31 protein-coding genes and 1 pseudogene are annotated in these 25987 nt (G+C 43.9%); 17 read left to right on the top strand and 15 right to left on the bottom strand.

What is annotated here, in order from left to right:
* Positions 1-411: sulfite exporter TauE/SafE family protein (locus DP117_RS23870; protein ID WP_169220726.1), on the top strand; the 411-nt coding region annotated here is incomplete at its 5' end.
* Positions 412-559: 148 nt separating this feature from the next.
* Here the strand turns inward: DP117_RS23870 and DP117_RS35540 are convergent.
* From DP117_RS35540 to ssuD, 8 genes are all read right to left on the bottom strand, one after another.
* Positions 560-820, bottom strand: a complete 261-nt coding sequence (locus DP117_RS35540) for a hypothetical protein (protein ID WP_211176303.1) — start codon at positions 818-820, stop codon at positions 560-562.
* Between the two features lie 336 nt (positions 821-1156).
* On the bottom strand, positions 1157-1336 hold the full coding sequence (locus DP117_RS37045; protein ID WP_339381395.1) for a hypothetical protein: 180 nt from the start codon (positions 1334-1336) through the stop codon (positions 1157-1159).
* The gene (locus DP117_RS23865) at positions 1317-2339 is read right to left on the bottom strand and encodes an acyl-CoA dehydrogenase family protein (protein WP_282440321.1); all 1023 of its coding nucleotides are present in this window, start codon (positions 2337-2339) and stop codon (positions 1317-1319) included. The genes DP117_RS37045 and DP117_RS23865 overlap by 20 nt, the downstream gene beginning before the upstream one ends.
* Before the next feature lie 67 nt (positions 2340-2406).
* Positions 2407-3270 carry a DUF2182 domain-containing protein gene (locus tag DP117_RS23860; RefSeq protein WP_169220725.1) on the bottom strand — a complete coding sequence of 288 codons (864 nt, stop codon included), beginning with the start codon at positions 3268-3270 and terminating at the stop codon, positions 2407-2409.
* A 6-nt stretch (positions 3271-3276) separates the two neighbouring features.
* Positions 3277-3894: a DUF1326 domain-containing protein gene (locus DP117_RS23855; RefSeq protein ID WP_169220724.1), complete on the bottom strand. Its 618-nt coding sequence runs from the start codon at positions 3892-3894 to the stop codon at positions 3277-3279.
* A gap of 93 nt (positions 3895-3987) precedes the next feature.
* Positions 3988-5193: an SfnB family sulfur acquisition oxidoreductase gene (locus tag DP117_RS23850; RefSeq protein ID WP_169220723.1), complete on the bottom strand. Its 1206-nt coding sequence runs from the start codon at positions 5191-5193 to the stop codon at positions 3988-3990.
* Between the two features lie 63 nt (positions 5194-5256).
* Positions 5257-6354, bottom strand: a complete 1098-nt coding sequence (gene sfnG / locus DP117_RS23845) for a dimethylsulfone monooxygenase SfnG (RefSeq protein WP_169220722.1) — start codon at positions 6352-6354, stop codon at positions 5257-5259.
* Between the two features lie 182 nt (positions 6355-6536).
* Positions 6537-7700 (bottom strand): FMNH2-dependent alkanesulfonate monooxygenase, encoded by a 1164-nt coding sequence (ssuD, locus tag DP117_RS23840; protein WP_169220721.1) that lies wholly within the window; start codon positions 7698-7700, stop codon positions 6537-6539.
* A 621-nt stretch (positions 7701-8321) separates the two neighbouring features.
* Here ssuD and DP117_RS23835 point away from each other — a divergent pair.
* Positions 8322-8957 carry a GDSL-type esterase/lipase family protein gene (locus DP117_RS23835; RefSeq protein ID WP_169220720.1) on the top strand — a complete coding sequence of 212 codons (636 nt, stop codon included), beginning with the start codon at positions 8322-8324 and terminating at the stop codon, positions 8955-8957.
* Here the strand turns inward: DP117_RS23835 and DP117_RS23830 are convergent.
* From DP117_RS23830 to DP117_RS23820, 3 genes are all read right to left on the bottom strand, one after another.
* The gene (locus DP117_RS23830; RefSeq protein WP_169220719.1) at positions 8949-9665 is read right to left on the bottom strand and encodes a 2-phosphosulfolactate phosphatase; all 717 of its coding nucleotides are present in this window, start codon (positions 9663-9665) and stop codon (positions 8949-8951) included. The genes DP117_RS23835 and DP117_RS23830 overlap by 9 nt on opposite strands.
* A gap of 4 nt (positions 9666-9669) precedes the next feature.
* A complete protein-coding gene (locus DP117_RS23825; protein ID WP_169220718.1) occupies positions 9670-10065 on the bottom strand; it encodes a VOC family protein in 396 nt (131 codons plus the stop codon).
* Between the two features lie 73 nt (positions 10066-10138).
* Positions 10139-11458, bottom strand: a complete 1320-nt coding sequence (locus DP117_RS23820) for an MFS transporter (RefSeq protein WP_169220717.1) — start codon at positions 11456-11458, stop codon at positions 10139-10141.
* 372 nt (positions 11459-11830) lie between these two features.
* On the opposite strand from DP117_RS23820, the gene DP117_RS23815 reads away from it, so the two are divergent.
* From DP117_RS23815 to DP117_RS23775, 9 genes are all read left to right on the top strand, one after another.
* Positions 11831-12592 carry a dienelactone hydrolase family protein gene (locus DP117_RS23815; protein ID WP_169220716.1) on the top strand — a complete coding sequence of 254 codons (762 nt, stop codon included), beginning with the start codon at positions 11831-11833 and terminating at the stop codon, positions 12590-12592.
* A gap of 45 nt (positions 12593-12637) precedes the next feature.
* Positions 12638-13294: an HAD family hydrolase gene (locus tag DP117_RS23810; RefSeq protein WP_169220715.1), complete on the top strand. Its 657-nt coding sequence runs from the start codon at positions 12638-12640 to the stop codon at positions 13292-13294.
* Positions 13295-13370: 76 nt separating this feature from the next.
* On the top strand, positions 13371-14351 hold the full coding sequence (locus tag DP117_RS23805) for an aldo/keto reductase (protein WP_169220714.1): 981 nt from the start codon (positions 13371-13373) through the stop codon (positions 14349-14351).
* Between the two features lie 79 nt (positions 14352-14430).
* Positions 14431-14880 (top strand): GNAT family N-acetyltransferase, encoded by a 450-nt coding sequence (locus DP117_RS23800; protein WP_169220729.1) that lies wholly within the window; start codon positions 14431-14433, stop codon positions 14878-14880.
* 30 nt (positions 14881-14910) lie between these two features.
* Entirely contained in the window at positions 14911-15660 is a 750-nt protein-coding gene (locus tag DP117_RS23795) for an SDR family oxidoreductase (RefSeq protein WP_169220713.1), read from the top strand.
* Positions 15661-15682: 22 nt separating this feature from the next.
* The gene (locus tag DP117_RS23790) at positions 15683-16057 is read left to right on the top strand and encodes a GNAT family N-acetyltransferase (RefSeq protein WP_339381394.1); all 375 of its coding nucleotides are present in this window, start codon (positions 15683-15685) and stop codon (positions 16055-16057) included.
* Positions 16058-16113: 56 nt separating this feature from the next.
* On the top strand, positions 16114-16449 hold the full coding sequence (locus DP117_RS23785; protein ID WP_169220712.1) for a hypothetical protein: 336 nt from the start codon (positions 16114-16116) through the stop codon (positions 16447-16449).
* Between the two features lie 78 nt (positions 16450-16527).
* Positions 16528-16776 (top strand): hypothetical protein, encoded by a 249-nt coding sequence (locus DP117_RS23780; protein WP_169220711.1) that lies wholly within the window; start codon positions 16528-16530, stop codon positions 16774-16776.
* Positions 16777-16779: 3 nt separating this feature from the next.
* Positions 16780-16983, top strand: a complete 204-nt coding sequence (locus tag DP117_RS23775; RefSeq protein WP_169220710.1) for a hypothetical protein — start codon at positions 16780-16782, stop codon at positions 16981-16983.
* A 29-nt stretch (positions 16984-17012) separates the two neighbouring features.
* Here the strand turns inward: DP117_RS23775 and DP117_RS23770 are convergent, their stop codons facing one another.
* Entirely contained in the window at positions 17013-17849 is an 837-nt protein-coding gene (locus DP117_RS23770) for a class I SAM-dependent methyltransferase (RefSeq protein WP_169220709.1), read from the bottom strand.
* 658 nt (positions 17850-18507) lie between these two features.
* Here DP117_RS23770 and DP117_RS23765 point away from each other — a divergent pair.
* The 4 genes from DP117_RS23765 to DP117_RS23750 all read left to right on the top strand — a co-directional run bounded on the left by DP117_RS23765 (position 18508) and on the right by DP117_RS23750 (position 23049).
* Complete coding sequence (locus DP117_RS23765; RefSeq protein WP_169220708.1) at positions 18508-19992, top strand: amidohydrolase family protein; 1485 nt, start codon at positions 18508-18510, stop codon at positions 19990-19992.
* A 130-nt stretch (positions 19993-20122) separates the two neighbouring features.
* Positions 20123-21730, top strand: coding sequence for an FAD-binding protein (locus DP117_RS23760; protein ID WP_169220727.1), 1608 nt, complete (start codon positions 20123-20125; stop codon positions 21728-21730).
* Positions 21727-22056, top strand: a complete 330-nt coding sequence (locus DP117_RS23755) for a ferredoxin family protein (RefSeq protein WP_169220707.1) — start codon at positions 21727-21729, stop codon at positions 22054-22056. The genes DP117_RS23760 and DP117_RS23755 overlap by 4 nt, the downstream gene beginning before the upstream one ends.
* Before the next feature lie 81 nt (positions 22057-22137).
* Positions 22138-23049 (top strand): TauD/TfdA family dioxygenase, encoded by a 912-nt coding sequence (locus tag DP117_RS23750; protein WP_169220706.1) that lies wholly within the window; start codon positions 22138-22140, stop codon positions 23047-23049.
* 47 nt (positions 23050-23096) lie between these two features.
* Here the strand turns inward: DP117_RS23750 and DP117_RS23745 are convergent, their stop codons facing one another.
* Entirely contained in the window at positions 23097-23285 is a 189-nt protein-coding gene (locus DP117_RS23745; protein ID WP_169220705.1) for a hypothetical protein, read from the bottom strand.
* A 121-nt stretch (positions 23286-23406) separates the two neighbouring features.
* On the opposite strand from DP117_RS23745, the gene DP117_RS35535 reads away from it, so the two are divergent.
* Together DP117_RS35535 and DP117_RS23735 are read left to right on the top strand one after the other, a co-directional pair.
* Complete coding sequence (locus tag DP117_RS35535) at positions 23407-23733, top strand: hypothetical protein (protein WP_211176302.1); 327 nt, start codon at positions 23407-23409, stop codon at positions 23731-23733.
* Positions 23734-23848: 115 nt separating this feature from the next.
* Positions 23849-25225, top strand: a complete 1377-nt coding sequence (locus DP117_RS23735; protein ID WP_169220703.1) for an LLM class flavin-dependent oxidoreductase — start codon at positions 23849-23851, stop codon at positions 25223-25225.
* Between the two features lie 18 nt (positions 25226-25243).
* Here DP117_RS23735 and DP117_RS36460 read toward each other — a convergent pair whose 3' ends face one another.
* Positions 25244-25504 (bottom strand): hypothetical protein, encoded by a 261-nt coding sequence (locus DP117_RS36460; protein ID WP_248277793.1) that lies wholly within the window; start codon positions 25502-25504, stop codon positions 25244-25246.
* A 269-nt stretch (positions 25505-25773) separates the two neighbouring features.
* Positions 25774-25938 (bottom strand): annotated as a pseudogene (locus tag DP117_RS36455) (MFS transporter); the annotation flags it as partial.
* Positions 25939-25987 lie beyond the last annotated feature (49 nt).

The raw sequence follows: 25987 nt of genomic DNA, 5'->3' as shown, positions 1-25987 counted from the left end.
CGTGGGGCTTACGGCGAAGAAGCTAAAGAAACTGCTCAGAATTCTTCGTGTTTCCAGATCAAAGCATCATTCGTTCAGTTGTTGATCAGCGTTTACGGAGGCTTTTACGGCTTGGGTCTGAGCTTTTTAATTTTGGCAACTTTAAGAATGCTGGGTATCAAGAATATTCATCAGATGAATGCTCTAAAAGTGCTGATGATGATGTGTACTGATAATTTTGCAATAGTCACTTTTGTAATTGCTGGAGCGATAGCGTGGCAGCAAGCCCTGGTGATGATGGTAGGAGCATCTGTGGGTGGCTATAGTGGTGCCTACTATGCCCGCCAGCTAAAACCAGAGTGGGTAAGGCGTTTTGTTATTGTCATTGCTTGGGCGATAACTTGCTACTTTTTTCTTCGCCAATGGCTTTAGTAAGTAGTTCAATAGTGTTTTCTTTCATCACTCTTAGCTCCACTTTTTGCTTTCAATGTCTAACACAATCGCATTTAAGCGATTCTCCGATAGCGGAAGCGTGCCGTTAGGCATAGGAGACGCTACGCGAACGCACAAGTACTCAATTCTAGTTGAAATCGGCGTTTAAATTGCAGTTGCTGAACATTCTTGGAAGTCCTCCATTTCCAAGGCGACAGATGGATTTCTGTATGCCTTTACTTCGATCACATTTCCGCTCTTGATCGCTCAATAGCATCTTCGCTTGCTCTGCGTCGGTACCCACGTGAGAAACGTTTGGCTTCACCTTAAACTGAACCTTCATTTCATCAAAGCGATTCGCAAGAACCTCCCAATCACTCCAAGCCAAAATCGCGCCGAAGTGACGCACGCCATGTTCTCCTATCGGTAACACCTCAGAGGGTCGTTCATGTAAAGTAATCTGTCCTTCAAAGAGGAATATGTCGATCCACTTGTCACGGACACGACCAACCTTAGCACCAAAGGTTGTGACATATAAAAGTTCTTGGACTCTTCCAAGTTTCGGACGGGAAAGGCAAGATGGAAGATTGGGCGATACATAGTGTTTTTTAAACCTCTATACATCCATGTACTAAATAACAAAATCATATATTTTATTTCTCAAAAAAAATATATGATGAGTGTCAATGCATAAGTCCTGCTATTCTTTTTTATTCAACAAGTTCTTGCTACCCAACCGATAAAACTATGAATAAAAGCTGGGTTTTGGTGACTCATTATTCAATGCCCAGTTCCCCAAATCTCGCACTTTGTAATCCACTGGGTCATGCAGGGTGAAAGTGCGGAGATTGCGCCAGTAGCGGTCAAAGCCATATTGAGCACTGGTAGCGCGTGCGCCCATAGCTTCAAAGATGCAGTTGGTAATGTTTAAACCGACTCTGGTGGCGGCGACTTTGGCAGTGGCGATAGCTTCGCTGCTGCCTTCGGCAGATCGCCAACGCTGATTCTCCCCGTTGTTCTGCTGTCAGTGCCCATTCCTGTTCCCAAGCTGCTTGTAGTAATTCTCCCGCTTGGTCAGTCAGACTCTTAGCTGCTTGGAGGTCAACCCACATATTACCATAGTGCTGGAGAATGTAGGGATCTTCATTAGCACTTTCTACGCCTGATGTCAACCAGGGTCTTGTCGTTGTGCAAGTATATAAAATAGCCGCCTCAAACGCACCCTGTGCAATTCCCAAATAGATATTGGCAAGGTTTAATTGAGTCAAGCATGAGCGGATAGTGCTGAAAGGTTGATTTGGTTTATCTCTACTACCTAGAATTTCATCACGATAGACTAACACATTGTCAAACGTAATACTACCGCTGTCTGTTTGGCGTTGCCCCATATTATCCCAGTTATTATCAATAGTAACGCCTTCCCGTTGGCTGGAAATTGCCAGAATGCTTAATTCACCAGTTTCAGTATGAGTAGCTGTAATAGGTAATATATCGGAGTCTTGGGAACCAGAGCAAAAGCTTTTGATACCGTTGAGGCGGAAATGATTGTCCTGTGATATCAGTGTTGTTCTGCGATCCAGGGGGTTGATGGCATTGGACCAAAACCAATTGTTGCGGATAGTTTCTGAGTAATACCGCTCTTTTTGCTCTGTTGAACCAAAGATATGAGGAATAACCACACCTAGATGGTGGTAGGAGAAGATATGAGCAATAGAGCTATCAACTTTGGCAAACTCGCGGGTTATTTTGAGAGCGACGAGCCAAGTTTGCCCTAGACCGCCGTACTCTTTGGGTACGATCAGTTTGAGTAAATTGCTTTGGCGCAAGCGATAAGCCGGAGGCTTGACGCTACGCGTATCGCGCTCAATTTTTGGTGTTCCCCCTTTAGCATCCCGTGCGACTGCTGTCTGAGCAAATTCCTCTGCCAAAGACTTAGCTCAAACAATGTAATCTTGAGACTCTCTAGTTTCGATTAATTGCATTTGTTGCAGCTTCTCAAAATTCAAAAAAAGTTCTCAGGTTTAGTGGATTATGTGTAGGCGAGAATTCCCATAACCAATTAGCATATAGTAAAGTGAGGGTTCCCCAAACAAGCAGACCAGTACCTACTACTGGAACTAGCACACGGCTCCAGCGTGATGTTTTCTCTAGTACCATTACGCCAGTCAATACTAACATCAAGGTAAGATGTCCTACTCCCACGGCAAACATCACCAGCATTAACGCCCAGCAACAGCCCAGGCAGTAAAGACCGTGGCGAATTCCCAAATTCCAGGCAGCTTTTAGCCCTCTTTGATAGTGATGAGTAAGAAAACTCAAAGGATGGCGACACGACTTTAAACAATGTTCCTTCAGTCTGCTAAACTGGAAAGCACCAGCCATGAGCACAGTTGTGCCAGAAATTAGCCAAGTACGTTGATGAAGCCAGGGCAAGGAATTAACCAGATGGTGTAATCCCCAGTCACCCAAAAAATTGAGGAGAGCAAAGCCAGTCCAGACTGTAGCATAGGCGCAGATGAATACGACCAAAAGAAGATAACCTTTTTCCTGACTTTGTTGCCGACTAACTTTCGAGAACAGCCGAATCAATGGTAGGCTGGAGGGCAACATCATCGCTACTGTCATAACCTGCCAAGTCAGTAGAAAAATAAATAGTTTTAGGACAAGAGGTTGAGATTTTTCCCCAATCAAAGCATCGTGATACGACCAGTGGTCAAGACCCGTAACCACCATCAGCAGCATTAACACCCAAGCTAAAAATACCAGCCCCCAAACTGGCATCATCTCATTAGTTAGAAAATCATACAGCCTGTTTAAAAGCGGATGTGCAGATGTCGTTTGGCGCGGTGAATCATTCATCGCTGTCTAAGCCTCAAAGCGAAACTCACCCTGAATAGCATTGCGTCCGTTGTATTCCCAGGTGAGATTAAACTCTGGTAAATTCACTTTGTGATAGGAAGCTTTGCCAACGTAAGCAGGAGAACCTGGAATAGTGCTGAAGATGCTATCAACTAGCTTGGTAGGTTTGCCGTCAGCACTGCGGTAGGGTGCCATTTCTGCACCTAGCACATCTCCAATACGAATTGTCCCTTGAGCTTCTTTGATTTGATACTCAATTGGTGCCACTCGCACATCCAGATTTTCACTTACGAGTTTTGCCAAATCAGCGATCGCCCCTCCAAGTTCACCTGTAAAAACTTTGACTAGTGCCTGCTGTTGTTCAACCGTTCCCTTACCATCAACATAAGTAACTGCTCGCCAGTTTCCCGCTAGGACATTTCCAGGAATATAAACAATTTTAACAAGGGTTAATCCAGATACATCTAAACCCTGAATCTCTCCCCGCTCAATGTGATAGGCGACAAAACTATCGCAACTTCCCCCATCAGGATCTTCCCCAATCCAGCAGGGGCAAGGCGTATTGCAGGAACATGCTTCTAGGATTTGTCCTTCTAGCTCATAGGTTTTGGTAGCGGTTGTCATTTTTATTTCTCCTGCTAACCTTCAGTGCGGGACAAGTCTAAATTTTGGTTATCAACTTTAACATACTGCAATTTTATAGATTAAATGCGACAATTACAGCCAAGGATGACGTGGTGGGTTAACACCGTTTAAGTAGAAGTTACCTACAGCGTAGTATTTCCACCGAGCAGGATCGTGTAACGTATGAGTCCGAGCATTGCGCCAGTGGCGGTCTAAGTTATATTGCTGCAAGGTAGATTTAGTACCCGCCAACTCAAACAGCTTGTTGGTTGTTAAAATTGCAGCTTCAGCAGCGATCGCTTTTGCCTCAGCAACAGCAATTGAAGCCTCAGCCACAGTGGTATCAGTTGAGTCTGCGATCGCCCGATCAATATACTCACCCGAACGACGCAGCAGCTCTTCAGCGGCATGAACCTGAATAACTAAGTTACCAACATTATAGATAGTCAGTGGATCTTCGTAACCATGCTCCAGTTCAACATCAATCCAGGGACGAGCATAATTGCGAACGTAGTGAATCGTGTCTCTTAAAGCTGCCTTGGCAATACCAACATCCACCGCTGCTTGAATAATTTGAGCGATTGGACCTTGAGTCGTCGGACGTTCAAAGGCTAAGTAATGAGGAATCACTTGCTCTTCGGACACCTTTACATTTTCAATAATAGTAGTGCCGCTCGCAGTGGTACGCTGTCCAAAACTGCTCCAGTCATCAATGACATTCAAGCCTGGTGTGCCAGCTTCTACCAAAACAATCACAGTTTTGTCATCATCATTGCGAGCAATCACCGGAATCCAATCCGCTACCAATGCGCCGCTAGAGTAGAATTTCCGTCCGTTGAGAACGTATCCATCTCCAGACTTTTGCAAACGTGTCTGTACATCGAGCACTGATTTGGTGCCAATCTCAGAGAAGGCGTTACCAAATCGCTTCCCTTGTAATATTAGGTCAAAGAAAAAACGTTTCTGCTCTTGGTTCCCATCTAGCCGGATGGATTCCACGATATACAAGTGATTTTGGGGAATTTGTCCTAGGCTAGAATCAGCTTGCGAGATAATTTTGGTGACTTCTGCTAGGGTGACATTCGAGACGAAGGAACCACCGTACTCCTTGGGAACAGTGATTCCCCACAGCCCACTTTGGGAGTATCTGTTCACCTCATCAACGGGTATTTTTCCTTGTCTATCTCGTTCGGAATCTCCTTTGACAAATTCAGCCGCTAATTCATGGGCGATCGCGATCGCTTCTTGATCATCACGAATTACATAAGCTTTCTGCTCGGTACTAGTTACAGATGTCATGTTTTGTTTTACCTTCCTTGTGTTGTTGGGAAAAATCCTAGTGAAAACTCAAAACTCACTCGTCTACACAGTCACTAATTCATCAGGTGTACGACGAGGCGACTCAATTTCTCGTATCAAAGGAATCACAGTGCGACCAAAAGCTGGCAAGTCATCGGTGTAATGCAAGAATCCACCCAAAATCAAATCGACTCCGACTTCATAGAATTGGCGAATCTTCTGTGCAACTTGTTCTGCTGTACCAATCAAACCTGATCTAAAGCCATCGTTGTATTGCACTAAATCTTCAAAATTTGAGTTTGCCCACATCCCCTGACGCTCACGAGTGGAAGCTCCAGCATGTTTGACAGCCTCTCCAAAACCCGCAACTGCTTCCTTATCTGCTTGAGCAATAATCTCTTGCAGCACTTCATAAGCTTCTTTTTCGGTGTCTCGCACCAAGATAAAGGCATTGAGTCCAAACTTGACTTTACGTCCTTCTTCACGCGCTAGAGCAGAAACTTCTTGAATCTGTTCGCGCACACCAACAATCGTGTTGCCATTCATGAAATACCAGTCAGATACCCGTGCTGCCATGCGTCGTGCTGCTTTGGAGTTACCACCTTGGAAAATTTCTGGATGTGGATTGTGATTAATTGGTTTGGGTTTCACCCAACCACCGTTGATGCGGTAAAAGTCTCCCTTAAAGTGGAACTCATCTTCTGTCCACATACCTTTGAGTACGCGAATGAATTCCTCAGATCTTCGATAGCGTTCGTCATGATCTAACCACGGTTCACCATAAATCGTGAATTCATTTTTAAACCAACCACTGACAACATTTAGGGCGAAACGACCTTTAGAAATAAAATCGATTGTCGCACCCATTTTGGCAACGACACCTGGATGCCATAGTCCCGGATGAACTGCAGCAATTAATTTTAGCCGCTCAGTCACAGGTGCTAAAGCTGCTACTGTAGTCAGTGCCTCTAGTTGGTATTCAGCACCGTAGCTGGCAATAAATCGAGCTTGTGCCAAAGCATAGTCAAATCCCACCTGCTCTGCTGTTTGAGCTAGTTGGGCGTTGTAATCGAAAGTCCAATCTGTACGTTGGGGAATTTTGCTAACAACCAACCCACCACTTACGTTGGGAACCCAATAGGCAAATTTAATATCCACCATAATCGCACCTCTTTTTGTGCTGTGTGAAGCCTGCTTATGAGTTGTTACTGCTGCTGTGAATTACCAGAGTAGAATCTGGACACAATGCCAGAGTTTGTAGATATAACTCAATAAGATGGACTGCCAGCAATCGCAACAATATAAGTCATGTCAAAATTTGCTGATTCTAGTTAGTATTGCTGCTAATCTACGGTGGTTGTATTTTTTTGGTGAAACTGCTGTCTAGGAAAATCTTGATTGGCAACAATTTCACCAAACGGACTCAACACATGCTGTCCAGCAACTGCAGGAATATTCTCCAGAGGGAGACGGGGGAATAGGAGTTCTGCGACTCGATAAGCCTCCTCTAGGTGGGGATAACCAGATAGGATGAAGGTATCGATTCCCAAAGAAGCATATTCCAACATTCTTTCGGCAACGGTATCGGGGTCGCCTACCAAGGCAGTTCCTGCACCACCTCTGACTAAACCAACTCCTGCCCACAAGTTTGGACTAATCTGTAATGCTTCTCGACTGCCTCTGTGTAGTTGGGTCATGCGGCGTTGTCCTTCGGAGTCCATGCGAGCATAAGCTTTTTGTGCAGTTGCGATCGCTTCCTCATCCACATACCGAATCAATTGATTTGCCGCATCCCAAGCTTCACTCTCAGTTTCCCGCACAATGACATGCAGGCGAATACCAAACCGCAAAGTTCTTCCCTGGATCTGTGCGAGTCTACGAACTGCGGCAATCTTTTCGGCAACTTGTTGGGGTGGTTCACCCCAGGTGAGGTACACATCTACATGTTTGGCAGCAACTTGTTGGGCAATAGGAGAGGAACCGCCAAACCATAATGGTGGATAGGGTTTCTGGATAGGGGGAAACAGTAGTTTACCGCCCTCAAAGTTGAAATAGTCACCAACGAAGTCGATTTTTTCACCACTGCTAATCGCCCGCCATAATGTTAAAAACTCATCCGTCAACTCATAGCGCTGATCGTGACTCAGGTGCAAACCATCTCCAGCCAACTCTACCGGATCTCCGCCCGTCACCACGTTGATTAGCAAACGTCCACCAGAGAGGCGATCAAAAGTTGCTGCCATCCGTGCTGCTACCCCAGGCAAAACCAATCCAGGACGTATCGCCACCAGAAAATACATTTGCCGAGTTAGCGATACTAAGGTTGATGCCACAATCCAGGCATCTTCGCAAGAGCGACCCGTAGGCAGCAATGCCCCTGTGTAACCTAGATCATCCACCGCTTGAGCAATTTGTCGCAAGTAAGGAAAGCTAACTGCCCGTCCGCCAGTAGCAGTTCCTAGATAACGTCCGTCACCATGAGTTGGGATGAACCATAGTAGCTGCATAATCTCTATCTTGTTAAAATGCGGTATGTCACTTGGATTACGGTATTATACTTTGTTAACTGAGAAGTATTGCATGACCAATTCAGTAAATCAAGCTATTTTTACATATCTCTTTGGTAGTGTTGTAGAGGGTATAGTCAGTTTGGTTGGCTGAGGCAAAAGCCCATGATGGAGCTCATCCTACAGCAGCAGGTTATGCAGAGTTTGCAGCCATTGTCCAAAATTAGCGTCTCCTCAGAAAGCAAGTTTTGTAACCGAGACTTATCCGGCATAGTGCTTCCTCATCCAAAATTTTAAAAACATTCCCCTGGAAAGTCTCTACTGTAGGTTGATTTCATCTGCTCATCATTCACTGTTTGTGAAGCTTTTCTAGCTCTATAGAATGCTTACAAAATTCCATTTTGATATCGAAGACTTCCTTTGCTTATGCCACTTACATAAGATTTTAATTTACATAGTACAATAAATCGATAAGTTTCTCGTAGAGTTTCAAAAATAGGATACGTAAAAATTCTGGTCGTGAAATTGGAAGATAGCGATCGCCATATTCCGAGCTTGCAGTAATTTGTTTCTTCAAACACAAATCACAATTTTTTCTATCTTTCAGGAGTCGTTGCGGTAATGTCAAGACTGAACTCAGAACCAAAAGATGTAAGAATCTGTTTTCTTGGAGAATCCTTCGTCAATGGTATTGGCGATCCTGAATACCTTGGATGGACAGGAAGAATTTGTGCTAAAACAAGCCAAAAAGGTTACCACATCACCCACTACAATCTGGGTGTTAGGGGAGAAACAAGTCGGTATCTTAAACAACGTTGGCTCAAAGAAGCTTCCTATCGTTTACCCAAAGAATTCAACGGTAGAATTGTCTTTTCATTTGGCGTGAATGATACCGAACCTATGGGTAGTAAACAGGGAATTGAATTGAAGGAATCCATCGAAAATACTCGCAGTATTTTGAGTGAAGCCAAGCAGTTTTATCCAGTTTTAATGGTAGGTCCCCCACCCTGTGGAGATGTCAATCAGGAACAGAGAAACCAAAAACTTGCTAATTTCTCTGGGCAGTTTGCTTTAGTTTGTCATGAACTTGATATTCCTTATCTTGATATTTTTTCGACGTTAGTAAAGTCCTCTGTTTGGTTGGCTGAGGCAAAAGCCAATGATGGAGCTCATCCAAGAGCAGCAGGTTATGCAGAATTTGCAGCCATTGTCCAAAATTGGGATGGCTGGTTAAATTGGTTTACATCTTCAAAGTGAATTTATATAAGCTTTGTCAGTCAACAAAGGTACGCAATCACTAACATTGAAGGCTGCTGCTAATTCAACATCTAACTCAAAACCTTTGGTAATTAACTCTTTTCCAGAACTACATTTTTTTAATTTTGCTAGCAAATCTTTCTTAAAAGAATGAAATGCTACTACAGCTATTTCTGCTTCTAGTGATAAACTACCATTCAAAAAACTGAGGATTGCCCCAGCACCAATTAAATCTTCAATAGCTGGTCGTAATGTATCATCTTCCCATTTTTCACCTGCGGGAATCACGGCAATTTTTGAACCATATTTTTGGACAAATTTTGCCACAGCTTCACAGTTTCGCAAGCAACCAGCTACAGTGGGAGTCTTCCCAGTCAGTAATGTTAGAGAAGAACCGTTGGGAGATGGTACAACCAGCTTAGTACCCGCAGGAATTTTAGTTAGAGATGCAGGAGAAAGTGAATAGCCATCTTTAAATAAACGACCTCTTGACAATTCTGCTTGCACAGACTTTGCATAATCAAGGGCAGAATCATCTCTCCATTGGTAAGGATAAATGATGGCACCATTGTTTGTAGCAATTTCTACGGAAGTTGAGAAAGATAGAACATCGACTATCACAATCACATCACTGATGGGTGCGAGTTGAGAAACTCCTTTTACACCCCACTCACAACGTAGGTCAAATTCTGCTTGGTCAAAAATCATTTGCTTAGCTGACGATTTTTTCTGAAGATAGACTATTCTTTTCTACTATTTCTATGCGATTCCCAGCTGGATCGCGCAGAAAGAAGCGATTTTGTCCTGGTATTGGTCTGCGATCAGGGAGTATTTCCACTCCATGTTTTTGCAAGTGTTTTTTGAACTCCTGTAAATTATGTACTAAATAACAAGTATGTCGTGTAGATGTTTCGTTATCTGGATTTTTCTCTGTACTGAGGTGAATTTGAATATTTCCGATAAGATACCAAGCACCTCCATAAGCTTTGATGGCTTCAGGCTTGTTTATTTCAGGCAATTCTAATACGTAGCTGTAAAAAAACAGCATTGCATCTTCTACTTCCACAGGGTATGTCACCTGAATATGATCAATCGCATTCAACCACATGATTATTTGATCCTGTTTTTACTTAGTTTTTGGGATTTTTTTATTACTATAAAATTATCACTTTCCTTCACTATCAGTTTTTATTTGACTGTGGAATTAAACCAATATTTTTGTATATGGGACATACTATCTTTGTTATCTCAGGCAACCTTCTAGCAAAATAATAAGCTCCGATCAAGCAACAAATACCACCAAACAGTAAAGCATTCGCTACTCCAATTTGACCAGCTAATCCACCAAAAAATAAATTGCCAAAAGGTAGTATTCCTAAAAAACCTGTGGTGAATATACTTGTGACTCTACCTCGTTTATCTTCGTCAACAAGAATTAATTGAATAAAATTACTAATAGCAGCTAGAGTGAGAGTATTAGTCATGCCAACAATAAAAATTAACACTAGGCAAATTTCTAAACTAGCTAACCGAGAAAAAATTATCAAACCTAAACCGAGAATCATAGCAGAACGGGCTATGATTTTCTCTAAGCCCGTGACTTGTTTCCGCAGGAGCAAATAAAGACCTGCTACGATAGAACCAAATGCCGAAGCTGTCATCAAAAATCCCATGATTTCAGCATTACCATTCAAAACTTGTTTTGTAAAAATTGGCAATAAATTTATATAAGTCATTGCCATAAAGCAAATTGAACATTGTAACATCAAAACAGATTTGATAGGTAAAGATTCATATGTAAAAGTAAAGCCTTCCTTTAAGTTTTTCCACAAAGAAGACTTTTGAGGCGAATCAATATTGAAAATTGGCTTGATTTTGGTAGTTATAATAGCAGATAGAAAAGGTATATAACTAATACTATCTACTAAAAAACAGACACCTGCTCCGGATTTACTAAGTAGTAATCCTCCAATCATCGGACTGACAAATTTAGCTATATTAATCAGGAAGGAGTGGATAGAAATAGCACTATAAGTATCTGCTTTGTGCTCTACAAGTCTCGGAAGGATTACTAGACGTGCTGGTAGATCAAAAGCTTTTACTATTCCCTGAAGCATACCGATGAAAATAATCCATGTAACGGTAATGTGACTGTTAAGAGTAAGAAAAGTTAGGCTAGAAGATAGCAAAATAGATACTATTTGAGTAATTAGTAAGACATATCGTACGTTCCAACGATCAAGTAAGACTCCAACCATTGGTGTAATAACTAAACCTATTGCTTGATTGGTAAATCCAGCAATACCAACTAACATGGCTGAGTTAGTTAGTTGATAAACCATCCATATCAAAGCAATTTGAGTCATCCAAGAGCCAAATAAAGAGACACTTTCTCCTATGACGAAACAACAGACATTCGAGGATTTAAGAGCAGGTGGAATCTGCAAAAAACCAAACAATACTTTGCCAGCTTTAGAGTTTTCTTGATTACTTTGTTGCATCAGTATCTTCCTTTAGGGAGATTTCGCGAACTTGCCGAGCAAAAGTTCACTAATTTTGCTGCTGCATGATTTATTTGAACAACTTAAAATTAGATATACATAAAGTTAGCATACTTAATATAAAAGAACAAGAATACTAAGACTGGCGATACGCTTTGCGTCAAGCCTTCGGCTGATCGCGTAGCAGGTCCCTTTTGGAGCATCACCTTGGCGGCGACGGCTTCCGCATCGCCTGTACATGCCTAGAGGTTTTCTTTCAGAAAGCTTTTCCTCGAATCTCTGATTCAAGGCATACAATGCCTCATCATAAATACGAGTATTCGGTCGATATGCAGTAGTATACTAAAAAAGACATCCCGACGCATCATGAAGATGACAAACACAGCAACAGAGACAGCAATTCGCACTGCTCACATCACTATCCCTAATGGCGATTTGCAAATAGATGCTTACTTAGCCGAACCTCTCGCTGAGGGAACTTTTCCCGGTGTCATTGTGATTCAAGAAATCTTTGGAGTGAATATTCATATCCGGGAAGTGACGGAAAGACTAGCCCAGGAGGGGTATGTAGCAATCGCACCTGCAATCTTTCAACGGATTGCTCCTGGTTTTGAAGCTGGATACACCCCCGAAGACATCCAGATTGGCAGAAAATATAAAGAACAGACCAAAGCAGATGAAATATTGAGCGATATTCAAGCAGCAATCGCCTATCTCAAAACTCTGCCAAATGTGAATAGTGATGCAATTGGTTCTATCGGTTTCTGCTTTGGAGGACACGTTGTATACTTAGCGGCAACACTACCTGAAATCAAAGCAACAGCTTCCTTCTACGGTGGTGGTATCACTAACTCTACCCCTGGTGGTGGTACGCCTACTATTACTCGCACCCCAAATATCAAGGGTACTCTTTACGCCTTCTTTGGCACTGAAGATGCAGGAATTCCCCAAGAGCAAACAGAGCAAATTGAGGCAGAGTTAGAAAAACACCAGATTCCTCATAAAGTCTTTCGCTATCCGGCAGATCACGGCTTTTTCTGTAACCATCGTAGTAGTTATAATGCAGAAGCTGCTGCTGATGCCTGGGTCAAAGTTAAGGAACTGTTCCAAAAGGAACTTCAAACGAAAGTGTAAGTATCCTCAATTGAGTAACTTCTTTGAAGAGTTGGTTGGAAATAAATGGATCAATTTGATTTAGTTATTTTTGATTGTGATGGTGTTCTTGTAGATAGCGAGCTAATTGCATATACTATTTTTACTGAAATGCTCAACGAGATAGGACTATCTCTGACTTTAGAGGAGATATTTGATATTTGTGTTGGCAAATCCCTGGCTACATGTTTAGAAATTATCAAAGATATGTTTGGTAAATCTGTACCAGACAATTTTGCTATTGAATTTAGGCAACGAACGATACAAGCTTTTATGATAGACTTGCATCCCGTACAGGGAATACATGATGTTTTAAGTCAGCTGAAACTTTCTTACTGTGTTGCCTCAAATAGCAATTATGAATGGTTACAGAAGGCTTTAAGTAAAACAAGTTTACTTCCCTACTTTTTAGGTAAAATATTTAGTGCTACAGAAGTGGCACGCAGCAAACCAGCTCCAGATGTGTTTTTATATGCAGCTGAGAAAATGGGATTTTCTCCAAAACGGTGTGTGGTTATTGAAGATACACCAACAGGTATCAAGGCTGGAGTTGACGCAGGTATCACAGTATTTGGTTATGCAGAACGAATGAACCCAGAAAAACTACGAGAAGCTGGTGCATGTATTGTATTTAATGATATGAGATTGTTGCCAGAGTTACTTAAGCAGCCCAATCACCCTTAAAAAGCTGTATCTCAATCTGTTGTTTTCTTGGCAAATTGGTAGTTTTGTACGAAGCAAATATCCTTAAATCAGCTTTATGAAGTACGTCAATCTTGGCAAAACTGGACTAAAAGTATCGCGCCTGTCTCTTGGCACTATGACTTATGGTTCTCGCCAGTGGAGGGAATGGGTGCTGGAAGAAGAAGAGAGTCGCCCCTTTATCAAACTTGCTTTGGAGTTAGGAATTAATTTCTTTGACACAGCCGATGTGTACTCCTTGGGTGTCAGCGAAGAAATAGTAGGAAAAGCACTCAAAGACTTTGCCAAAAGAGATCAGGTCATTATTGCTACCAAAGTCTTCAATAAAGTAGGTGATGGACCCAATGACAGGGGACTGTCTCGCAAACATATTTTTGATAGCATTGATGCATCGTTACGAAGGCTACAGACAGATTACGTAGATTTGTACCAAATTCATCGCTGGGATGACGAGACACCTATTGAGGAAACTCTGGAGGCACTGCATGATGTCATCAAATCTGGTAAGGTGCGTTACATTGGTGCTTCAAGTATGTACGCTTGGCAATTTGCCAAAGCCCTGTATACGGCAGATAAATACGGTTGGACTCGCTTTGTTTCCATGCAAAATCACTACAACTTAGTTTATCGGGAAGAAGAGCGAGAGGTACTGCCATTATCTCGCGCTGAGGGAATTGGGATTATTCCCTGGAGTCCTCTAGCGCGTGGCTTTCTTGCTGGAAATCGACAAAAGCAAGGCTATGGTGAGACTGTGCGGGCAAAAACTGATGAGTTTGCCCATAATCTCTACTATCAAGAGTCGGATTTTCAAATTGTTGATCGCGTCGTAGACTTAGCTCAAAAACGTGGCGTTAAACCAGCACAAATTGCCCTAGCTTGGTTGTTACACCAACCAGGCGTGACAGCACCCATTATTGGTGCTAGTAAGATAGAACATCTCAAAGATGCGGTTGAGGCAGTGGATTTAGTGCTTTCTGATGAGGAACGAAAGTTGCTTGAGGAACCTTACAAACCTCACCCCATCTTGGGGCATCGCTAAGCAATTTCAAATTACCTAAAATGAAAATGCTTGGTAGCCTGAATCACAGCCACTAAAAGAAAAACGAACCGTGAATTCAATGATTTTAGAATGGCAGCGAGGTGAATATACCATAAGCACAAATGTCAAGCGCTTAGATTTGAGCGTCATACACCAATTTTTAGCAAGTTCCTACTGGGCAGAAGGATTGTCATTAAAAGTTCTAAAGCGTTCAATCCAACACTCCCTTGTGTTTGGAGTATATCAAGGTGTGGAACAGATTGGCTTTGCCCGTGTTACGACAGATTATTCTACTTTTGCTTATGTTGCTGATGTGTTTATTTTAGAGTCTTTTCGCGGTCAGGGGTTAGGTAAGTGGCTGATAGAAACAATTGTTTCACATCCGGAATTGCAGGGGTTGCGTCGGTGGTTACTTGCAACTAAAGATGCTCAAGACTTCTACCGACAATTTGGATTTGCTGAACTCAATAATCCCAACCGTTTTATGGAGAAATGGAATCCGAATGTTTACAAGCAAACAGATTATTGACTTAAACCAAACAACAGTTAGCAGTTAGATATGACAGCTAAATTAGACAGAAAAGTTGCAATTATTACTGGCTCCTCATCAGGTATTGGTGAAGCTACTGCAATTGCGTTAGCGGCAGAGGGAGCGCAGGTAGTAATTGCTGCAAGGCGTGCCGAACGTCTGGAAGCTCTAGCAAAACGTATTGAAGCCAGTGGTGGCAAGGCATTACCCATCGTTACTGATATAACTGACGAGACACAGGCAAACAACTTGGTGCAAAAGACAAACGAAGAGTTGGGGCGAGTGGACATCCTCGTCAACAATGCAGGTGTGGCGCTGACTGGTAACATTGATGGCGGAAATACCGCAGACTGGCGACGCATGTTTGATGTCAATGTTCTAGGAGTGCTTTACACGACTCACGCTGTCCTACCCATTCTTAAGGCGCAACAATCGGGACACATTGTCAACATCTCCTCAGTAGCTGGTCGAGTTGCACGGGCGGGGATTGGTATTTACAACGCGACCAAATGGGGCGTGAATGCGTTCTCCGAAGCATTACGACAGGAAGTGTTAAAAGATAACATCCGCGTTACTATTATTGAGCCTGGTTTGGTGGACACGGAAATTAACAATCATACTACTGACCCAGTAGCAAAACAAACCAGTGAAGAACGGCGCAAGTCAATTACGCCACTGCAAAGTGAGGATATTGCAGCGGCGATTATCTATGCTGTCACGCAGCCACAGCACGTTAATGTAAATGAAATTCTGATCCGACCGACTCAGCAAGAACGGTAATATTCAGATTTACAGCTGTCTTGTGTTACAGTCCATGTGGGATGCAATTCTGAACGATCCACGTCTTTTTTATATCGTTGCTGACCTCGCTAGCCAGTTAGTAGCAACGTGTAACTTAACCATCGTTCCCAACCTGACACGCGGCGCACGTCCATACGGCATTATTGAAAATGTGGTCACCCATTCTGATTATCGACAACAGGGGATTGGTACGCAGGTCCTACATTATGCCTTGAATCTTGCATGGGAGCAACAGTGTTACAAAGTCATGCTCCTGACAAGTTCAAAACGCGAGGAGACGTTACATTTCTATGAGCGTGCAGGATTCAAGCGGGGAGTGAAAACCGGATTTATCGCCCTACCACCAGAACATCTAAGCTCTTCTCAGTCTTGTTGAAAAGGAGACTGAGAAAAAGGAGAGCGTATGCCCTTATATCTGATGAGATTTGAATTATGAGTTATAGACACTTTGGAAGAATCGGAGACATATGGAAGCATATTCCTTTGTGTGAATTTTTAGCTATCGAACAACCGACTAGCTATATCGAGACAAATTCTGCCTTTCCAGAGTACCAGTTGACAGGTACCTTTGAGCAACAGTATGGAGTTCTTCATGTCGAAAAAAATATCAAAAAATCTCAAATCATTCAGCAGTCTGTTTATTGGAAATCATTAAGCAGTATATTTGAGAACAGAAATGGCGTATCGAAATACCTTGGCTCACCAGCTTTAGCATTGAATATATTAGGAGCTTCGGCTAATAAATTTGTATTCTTTGACATTGAATAAGCGTGCTTAAAAGAAATAGCGAACTATGCTAACAAACTAAATATTACTAGGAAAATTAATTGTAAAAATCAAGATTTCGTGGATGGATTGATAAGTATAGTTGAAGAGCTAAGTTCACAGGATTTCATTCATGTTTATCCCTATTTCATTCACAAGAAAAATGCTAAGAATAACTCTTATTATGATGCTTTCTGTCTAGCGATGAGAAAAGGTGTTATGGGGATGCTTTGGTACGGATTTAACACCCTTAAAGAAAGAGAAATTTTGCATAACTTTATGCGATCGCAGGTTGAAAACAGCAGTAAAAGACGTTTACAAGGAATTTAAATCATGTCAATTTTGCTTGACGAAAATATTTTAGACGTCAGCCCAGGCGTATTGGGTTGCGGAATTCTGATTGGCAATTTGAGTAATCTGAGTCGTCAGTCTTTCCAAAAAATGGCACAGGAAGTAACAAATATCTATCGAGACTCGACTATGTTTAACATGTATACTGGAGAGCTAAAATTTGAGGAATTTGAGATTCAAATTTAACTAGCATATATACATTATAAAAGCACCCGCTACCCCCAATTACGTATGATCGTAAGTTTGAACTTAGCTTCATGGGACAAATCGTAGTCTAAAGAGCCAAAGTGCTGCAAAGACCACTCCCGCAAATCTTGAAAAGCACGGGGAAAGATGTCATCTGGAATGTACCAAGCAGCGCTGAAAATCCTGTTTTCGTATCTTTTAAGCAAGTCTCCTAGCGTCAAATCCACCCGCCATTTAGCTGGAACTATTGTTTCCAAGGTTGCACCCTGTTGCAAGAGCGCATCTAACACTTCTTCTTCCGTTGCACCAAAGCGAGTAACTTGGTGATTATAGCTAGCAAGAATAGTTCGCCACTGTTGCTCAAAATCCAACTGATCCTGCGTGATATCAGTCGCTGAAGTCATGCGACCATGACTGTAGAGGTAAAGCCCTCCAGGTTTCAACACTCGTCGGACTTCTGCAAGTGCTTTTTGCCAATTGGAAATCAGGTGAAACACATGCACTGTTATGGCGACATCAAATGAGTTATCATCAAACGGCAAAGTGGTTGCATCTGCGTTGATGAGTGTGGCTCGATGGTTTATACCCTGTAGTTTGCGGCGCAGTTCATCCAGCATTTTATCCGAGACATCAACGCCAGTGTAAGAATAACCTCTTTGAAGAATGGGAAATGCAATTCTGCCAGTACCGATTCCTGTTTCAAAGAATTTGGTTTCTGATGTTGGTGAGACTATGTTGAGGATGGTTTCAGTCACTTGCTCGGAGATACCGGCAGGTAGTGCCCTTGTGGTGTCATAGATATCAGAGATGCGATCAAATGAAACAGTTGTTGATTGAACAGAAGATTGAAAAGGTGGTAAGGTCATGTTTTCTAATACTTTTTCGCTAACGTTTGCTCACAAATACAGTTCTTGAGGGAGGGCGCATCAACCAATGCCCGAAGCAGGATGCCTCGCACACCATTTATATCCAGGTTTATCGACTGCCCAGTTAGCTTGGACTTGATAGTTTTAGCGCCACCAAGATTGTGGCTCTTTTGTAATCACATAGTCTCATTATATATTTAGAATAACTAATAATTAGTTAACAAAAGTTTTTGAAGGACATAAAGTTTGTTTGCTAAACGCTTGTCTTTTAGCTGGGGCTATGTCATACTACTAAACTAAATCATCGATAAACTAGTCAAGAAACAGTAGTATTTTTGAGACTCCGGTGTCAACACCATATAGAGAAATCATTCAGGCAATTTGAGGATCAAGTACAGATAGCTCATACAAGCAATGCCAGTCAAAGGGCAGGCATACAAGAGCGGAAACTAGAGTTTAACTCCAACAGGCAAATCGCTACCTTTGCGATCGCCCATTACACAGAGCAACTTAGGTTGAGATTGAGCTATATGTTTGGAATTTAGATGAAATCTGGATTTCTACTCCGTCGTTGAGCTTTGATTTTTGTCAGGGTTTACGACTTGTGAAAGTCAACGAGTGACATAACTGTTGTCCCAGGATGCATGGAGAAACGATCATGACAATTGCGCTTGAACGTCCCAAGAAGAAGACTCGCTCAGCACAAATTCGGGAGCAACTGGGTTATCCCATCATTGATACCGATGTGCATACCCAGGAATTTGAGCCTGCTTTTCTCGACTACCTAGCTCAAGTAGGCGGTTCTAAAATTGTCGATAGCTTCAAAGAGCATCTACCAGGAGCTGGTCGATATCGTTGGTTCCAGCAAACTTGGGAAGAACGCCGTACTCACCGCACTGCCCGTCCTCCCTTCTGGGGGCGTCCCACCAAGGACACCTTAAACCTTGCGACTATCAGTTTGCCAAAACTACTGCATGAACGCTTGCAAGAAGCCGGAACAGACTTTGCTGTACTGTACCCTAACCTCGCAACCCTTGCACCTCAAATTAAGAACGAAGAAATGCGGCGGGCGGTTTGCCGTGCAGCAAACCTCTATCATGCAGATATTTTCCGTCCTTATTCTGATCGCCTCACCCCAATTGCCACCATTCCAATGAATACACCCCAAGAAGGGATTGAAGAATTGGAATATGCGGTGAAAGAATTGGGACTCAAAGCCATTCAAATTCCCGCTTACGTGACCCGCGTCATCCCTGGTTTTGAGAAATATTCTTCAGAAGTACAAAGGGAAGCAACTTGGATTGACACCTTTGCCTTAGATAGTGCCTACGATTATGATCCCTTTTGGGCAAAGTGTGTAGAACTGAAAGTTGTCCCCACAACCCACGCTTCTGGTATGGGTTGGACTGCTCGCCGCTCAATTTCTAACTACCAATACAATCACATTGGACACTTTGCCTCAGCAGGTGGAGCGTTCTGTAAAGCACTCTTCTTTGGTGGTGTTACCCATCGCTTCCCCACCCTGAAGTTTGCTTTTCTAGAAGGTGGTTCGGCTTGGGGTGCTAGCCTCTATACTGATATTATTTGGCATTGGGAAACCCGTAACCCAGAGATTTTGCAAAACAACAATCCTGCTAATTTAGATCGCCAAGGATTGACAGAGCTATTCCGGCGTTACGGTGGAGCAGAATTCCAAGGTCGTGCTGATCAATTTGGTAGCGGTTTGGGCTTCCACGGTCAATACCTCTCACCCGACGATCCTGGTGAAATCAATGAATTTGCTGCAGCTGGGATTACGAAAGCAGAAGATGTGCGCGATCGCTTTTTAAATCACTTCTACTTCGGTACAGAATCAGACGACACCCGTGTTGCCTACGCTTTCTATCAAAAAGCGAATCCATTTGGCGACAGAGTCAAAGCATTTTTGGGTTCTGATTCCGGTCACTGGGATGTGCCTGATATTACAGCTGTAACATCCAACGCTTACAGCATGGTTGAAAACGGCATTCTCAGTGAAGAAGACTTGCGCTACTTTCTCTCTATCCATCCTTTGGAGTTATACACCAGTCTCAATCGTGACTTCTTCAAAGGTACGGCAATTGAGAAAGAAGCAGAAGAATATTTGGCGAGTGCTGGTTGCTAAGAGAACAAATTTATTTGATTTTAGCAAGGATTAGGGCTACTTGAGTTTGGGTGGGCATTGTCCACCTGACTCCTTCTTAGAATTTTGAATTGTGCCTTGGTATAAGTTTTATGGAGCAGAATCAGTAACCGTGAGTACTCATGATTCAGAGCCAGCATCTACTCGTAGTTCTCACCTAGATTTGGAAACAGACGTCCTCGTCATTGGAGGTGGACCCGCAGGTACTTGGGCAGCTTGGAGTGCCGCAACTCAAGGGGCAAAGGTCATCCTCGTAGATAAAGGCTATTGCGGAACCAGCGGAGCTACAGCGGCTGCTGGTACAACTGTTTGGTATATTTCAAAAGAGGCGAACCGCGAGGCGGAGTTGTCCAGGCGAGAAACGTTGGGTGGGTTCCTCTCTGAACGCTACTGGATGAATCGCGTCTTGGATCAGACCAGGATTAACCTAAATCGGCTCGTTGAGTGGGGCTATCCTTTTTCCCAAGATGACAATGGGCATCTTTATCTTCCTTCACTGCATCAAGGTGCAGAGTATATGAGGTTGATGCGAAAACAGGTGAAAAAGGCAGGGGGGAAAATCCTTGACCACAGCCCTGCATTGGAACTGCTAGTGGATCTAGACGGTACTGTGGCAGGAGCAAAGGGGATTTCTCGGCAAACGAATGAACGCTGGACAGTCCGAGCCGGAGCCATCATTCTTGCTACTGGGGGTTGTGCTTTCCTCAGTAGAGCTTTGGGCTGCAATGTCCTCACGGGAGATGGATATCTCATGGCTGCGGAGGTGGGTGCTCAATTATCGGGCATGGAATTTTCCAATGCCTACGCTTTGACTCCCGCCTTTGCGTCCGTGACGAAGGGCGCGTATTACCGGTATGCCACTTTTACTTATGAAGATGGTACTATCATTGAGGGCGATCGCCGACTTATTGCCCGCACGTTGCTGACCCAACCTGTTTACGCTTGTATCGACAAAGCCTCTGAAGAAGAAAAAAGTTGGATGCGGACAATTCAACATAACTTCTTCTTGCCCTTTGAACGAGTTGGAATTGATCCCTTTACGCAACGATTCCCCGTCACGCTACGTTTAGAGGGAACTGTGCGTGGCACAGGTGGATTGCGGATTGTTGATGAAACCTGCGCGACATCCGTTCCCGGTCTTTATGCGGTTGGGGATGCCGCAACGCGAGAACTCATCTGCGGTGGTGCGTCGGGAGGTGGCAGTCCAAATGCGGCATGGGCAAGTGCTTCCGGTTACTGGGCAGGCGAGGCAGCTGCTTCCTATGCTCGTCAATTAGGGGATAGGGTGAATCAGCGATCAGTGCAGAGAATTGATGGCGCAGCCCTCCATCCTGGCAGCAGCCGCACCTTTGACCCTATAGAAGTGATTCGAGCGGTGCAGGCAGAAGTGACTCCTTATGATCGCAACTTGTTCCGCACAGAACAAGGTCTATCAGAATCACTTGATCGACTGCACGATCTGTGGCGTGAAATTCGCAATACATCGTTTGTGTCAGAGCAACAAACCATTCAAGGTAGGGAAGCTGCATCAATGGTCGCAACAGCACGCTGGATGTACGCCACTGCTCTAGAACGCAAAGAATCTCGCGGGATGCACAAACACGAAAACTATCCGCAACTGGATGCCAAACAACATCATCGTTTGATCAGTGGTGGACTAGATCGTGTTTGGGTCAAGCCAGAACAGGAGATTTCAGTGAAGGAGTTAATAAAACAATGATTGAACTAGTCAGTCAATCTCGTTGTATCAAGTGCAATATCTGTGTAACCGCTTGCCCAACCAACGTCTTTGACAAAGTACCTAATGCTCCCCCTAAAATCGCCCGTAAAAGCGATTGCCAAACCTGTTATATTTGCGAACTGTATTGTCCAGTCGATGCTTTGTTTGTTGCCCCTCAGGCAGACGAGTCAGTTACGGTCAATGAGGAAATATTAGTACAGTCTGGATTGCTCGGAACTTATCGCCAAAAGTTGGGATGGGGACGAGGACGCACAAGAGCAGCCCAAGCAGAACAATCTGCCAAATTCTTCAAATATTCTCCGTAGCTATTTTTTGTCAGGTGTTGCACTTAGAAATTGCATCTTTTTTAACTTTGGGTCACACTTCTACCTTGGAGAGATAAACACATGAGTACTAAAAACTTTGACATTCAACCAGTCGCAGGACGCATCGGTGCCGAAATCGTAGGTGTTGACCTGAGTACTGACCTCAGCAATGACATTATCAGCGAGATCCGCAAGACCCTAGTCCAATACAAGGTAATCTTCTTCCGTCGCCAGCAACTTGATGCCAATGGTCAAGTCGCCTTTGCTCGCCGATTTGGTGAAGTTACCACAGCTCACCCCACAGTACCATCCTTCCCAGGACACCCAGAAGTCCTTGACTTGAATTACGGTCGAACCGCCACCCGTGCAAATAACTGGCATACTGATGTCACATTTGTAGACCGCCCGCCACTCGGCTCTATTTTACGGACGCTTGTTATTCCGCCATCGGGAGGCGATACTATCTGGGCAAACACGGTGGCTGCATACCAAGATTTACCAATACATCTACGTAATCTCGCTGATGAGCTTTGGGCTATACATAGTAATGCCTATGACTATGCAGAAGCCGCAGTAGAGCTTTCTGAAGAGACTAAGGCTTACCAGAAAGTCTTTACATCGACTGTATATGAAACTCTGCATCCAGTAGTGCGCGTCCATCCTGAGTCTGGAGAGCGGGGACTATTCATTGGTGGTTTTGTTCGCCAGATTCGCGGACTATCAACGACTGAATCGGACGACATTCTCCGACTGTTGCAGTCGTATGTGACACGTCCTGAAAATACAGTTCGTTGGCGTTGGCAAGTTGGCGATGTGGCGTTCTGGGATAACCGTGCTACTCAACATTATGCAATTTATGATTACGGCGACCAACCCCGCCACGTTCAGCGAGTGACAATCGTTGGCGATCTCCCAGTTGGCATTGACGGTAAACATAGTGAGGCAATCAAGGGGAACTCTTCTGCCTACATTCCAAGCTTGGTCACTGCGTGACGTTCTCCCACCACTGATTCGGAGTACCGAATACAGTGGGGGCTTCTCTAAATCGCTTCAGAGAAATTTCCTGCTTCATTGGTCGCATCTAGATAGGCATACTCACGCATGATTATCCCTGATAACGATACCTCCACAGGCAGTTTAGAGATTCCTGACGCCCCACGGAATCTTTGTACAAGGAACAAAAGTTCTGTACAACCAACCAAACTGGTTTTACGCATTGATGGTTTCATGCATAAAGCAATCCTTCTCAATGCAACCCCATACCAATTGTCAAGGTTCTGTACCGTTCCCAACGTATGCCCTTCGGGCACGCTACGCTAACGCACTGTTCACCTGCATTGCAGTTCGTTTGTGTCGAGTGGTCAGTGGTTAGCTGATACGATAATCGTAGCACAATTAGGCTACGATTATGGCAAGAGACAAAATATTTCGAGTTCGACTGACTCAGCAAGAATGGGACAAGTTGGAGAATGCTGCTCAAAGAAAAGGAATTTCGTCAGCCGAATTGATAAGAGACTACGTCAAGCAATTACCAAGTTCAGAGAGGGGAGACTCCTCAGCCACCCCGTTCCCTTAATGACCTTTGGTATCGGTCGGGGTGTCTTCGTCGTCTCCCGCCTTATATTCCCCACCAAACGGAGTACCGTTATGGTGGGGAATATAAGGCGATTTAGTTAATACTGAAAAACAACAACTTGGAAGAACCAGTTCTGTTTTTCAGACATAGTACGAGATAAAACAGTCCATTTAGTTAGCGTTCGACACGTTTCTAAAATAAAAGAAACAGAAAAGAATGAGTACAAAAAGACAACTGAGACTAGGTGCATTCTTAATGAGTTCAGGTCATCACGTGGCGGCGTGGCGACACCCAGATGCACGAGCAGATGGCGGTTTGAACTTCCAGCATTTTAAGCAGATCGCGCAGACGGCTGAACGGGGAAAATTTGACATGATCTTCTTTGCTGATGGTGTAGCTGTGCGCGACCGTGGTAAAGGAACTGAGGCTTTGAGCCGCACGTCGATTGTACACTTTGAACCCCTCACTTTATTATCAGCACTGTCTGTGGTGACGGAGCGCATTGGGTTGACGGCGACGGTATCAACTACATACAACGAACCTTTTCACCTCGCCCGCAAATTTGCTTCATTAGATTATCTCAGCGGTGGTCGTGCCGGATGGAATCTCGTGACCTCTGCTACTGTTGCTGAAGCGAACAACTTCAATCGTGAAAAGCACATGGAGCATACACTGCGCTATGAGCGTGCCAAAGAGTTTGTGGATGTGATGACAGCGCTTTGGGATAGTTGGGAAGATGATGCTTTTTTACGCGACAAGGAGTCAGGGATTTACTTCGATCCTGATAAGCTGCATATTCCCAACCACAAGGGCGAGCATTTTTCGGTGCGTGGTCCGCTGAATGTAGCACGTCCAATCCAAGGGTATCCGGTTATCATTCAAGCTGGGTCTTCCGATGACGGGCAGGAACTTGCAGCACAGACAGCGGAGGTGATTTTCACTGCTCAGCAAACGCTTGCGGAAGCTCAGAATTTCTATGCAGGTGTGAAGGGGAAACTGGCTAAATACGGACGTTCTCCCGATCATCTCAAGATTATGCCGGGTGTGTTCCCGGTAATTGGCAGGACTGAGCAAGAAGCAAAGGACAAATATGAGCAGCTTCAGGAGTTGATTCATCCGCAAGTTGGATTGGGTCTACTCTCAGGGCTGGTAGGCGGAGTTGATTTATCCGGTTACCCACTGGATGGTCCACTTCCGGAGTTACCGGAGACCGAACTTGCAAAAAGCCGCTTGAAGCTAGTGACCGACCTCGCCCGAAGAGAAAATTTAACTATTCGGGAGTTGTATTTGGCGATCGCTGGTGCGCGGGGACATCGGACTATCTTAGGAACACCGCAACAGATTGCCGATCAGCTTGAAGATTGGTTTGTCAACGGCGGGGCAGATGGATTCAACATCATGCCGCCCTATTTACCAGGTGGTTTGGATGAGTTCGTAGAGTTGGTGATTCCCGAACTGCAACGCCGAGAACTATTCCGCACTGAGTATGAAGGGCAAACCCTGCGCGAAAATCTTGGATTGCCCCGTCCGGCAAACAAGTTTAGCACAGTTGCAGCTTCTCCTGAGCAGGTGGCAGTCGGTTCTTCCGTATGATTTCACCTGCTTAACCTGTCAATCATACTTTATTTTAGTAAAAATACGTAACCTAAAAGTCAAACTACAGGTGACGGTAATTTGTTGTTCAGGCTCAATATTCAAGCCTAAATACCAATGGGCTTTTCGTGCGATCGCCCGTACACGCCCAGGGGGTTTCTGAAGGAAACCCCCTCCCCAAATCGGAGATTCGGGGCAACCAAGCGGAGCTTGGTTGGGGCGTAGGGCAGGCGAAGCCATCGCGTGACGGAAAGCTTTATCTCCCCAGGGGAAACGCATACTGATTCACGTCTTCCTTCATTGCCTCACAAACTGCCCGTTTTAACTCAAGCGGACAAGGAAAATCAGGAAATCCCTGCGCCAGATTCACAGCACCATGTTATAATGCGACTCTGGTCATTTCTCGAATGACTGACTCTGTGAACTGGTTTGCCTTATGTGAGATTTTCTGCTTTCCTGTTGGAGTCACATTTATATCCTCCATTGATAATAAGCTACTGTAATTTGATAGATTTAACGTAAATTTTACCAAGTACTACAAGATATTTTCATTCATGCAAGGCTCCCAACTTCTTAATTTCTGGCCAAATCATAGCCGTCGCAATCACTACAACAATTGTCCCAACTTCTGGGCCTACCACAGACACTACCGAACCAAATAAGGCAGCAGTCAAGCCTGATTCAAACCCTCCCAACTCATTAGAGGCACTTATAAGAATGCCCGTTGAAAACCCTGTTCTTTAGGACAGGGATGAAAACGGT

This window comes from Brasilonema sp. UFV-L1 (assembly GCF_012912105.1).
In the GTDB taxonomy this organism is placed as follows: domain Bacteria; phylum Cyanobacteriota; class Cyanobacteriia; order Cyanobacteriales; family Nostocaceae; genus Brasilonema.
This window is presented reverse-complemented; position numbering and strand designations above follow the sequence as displayed.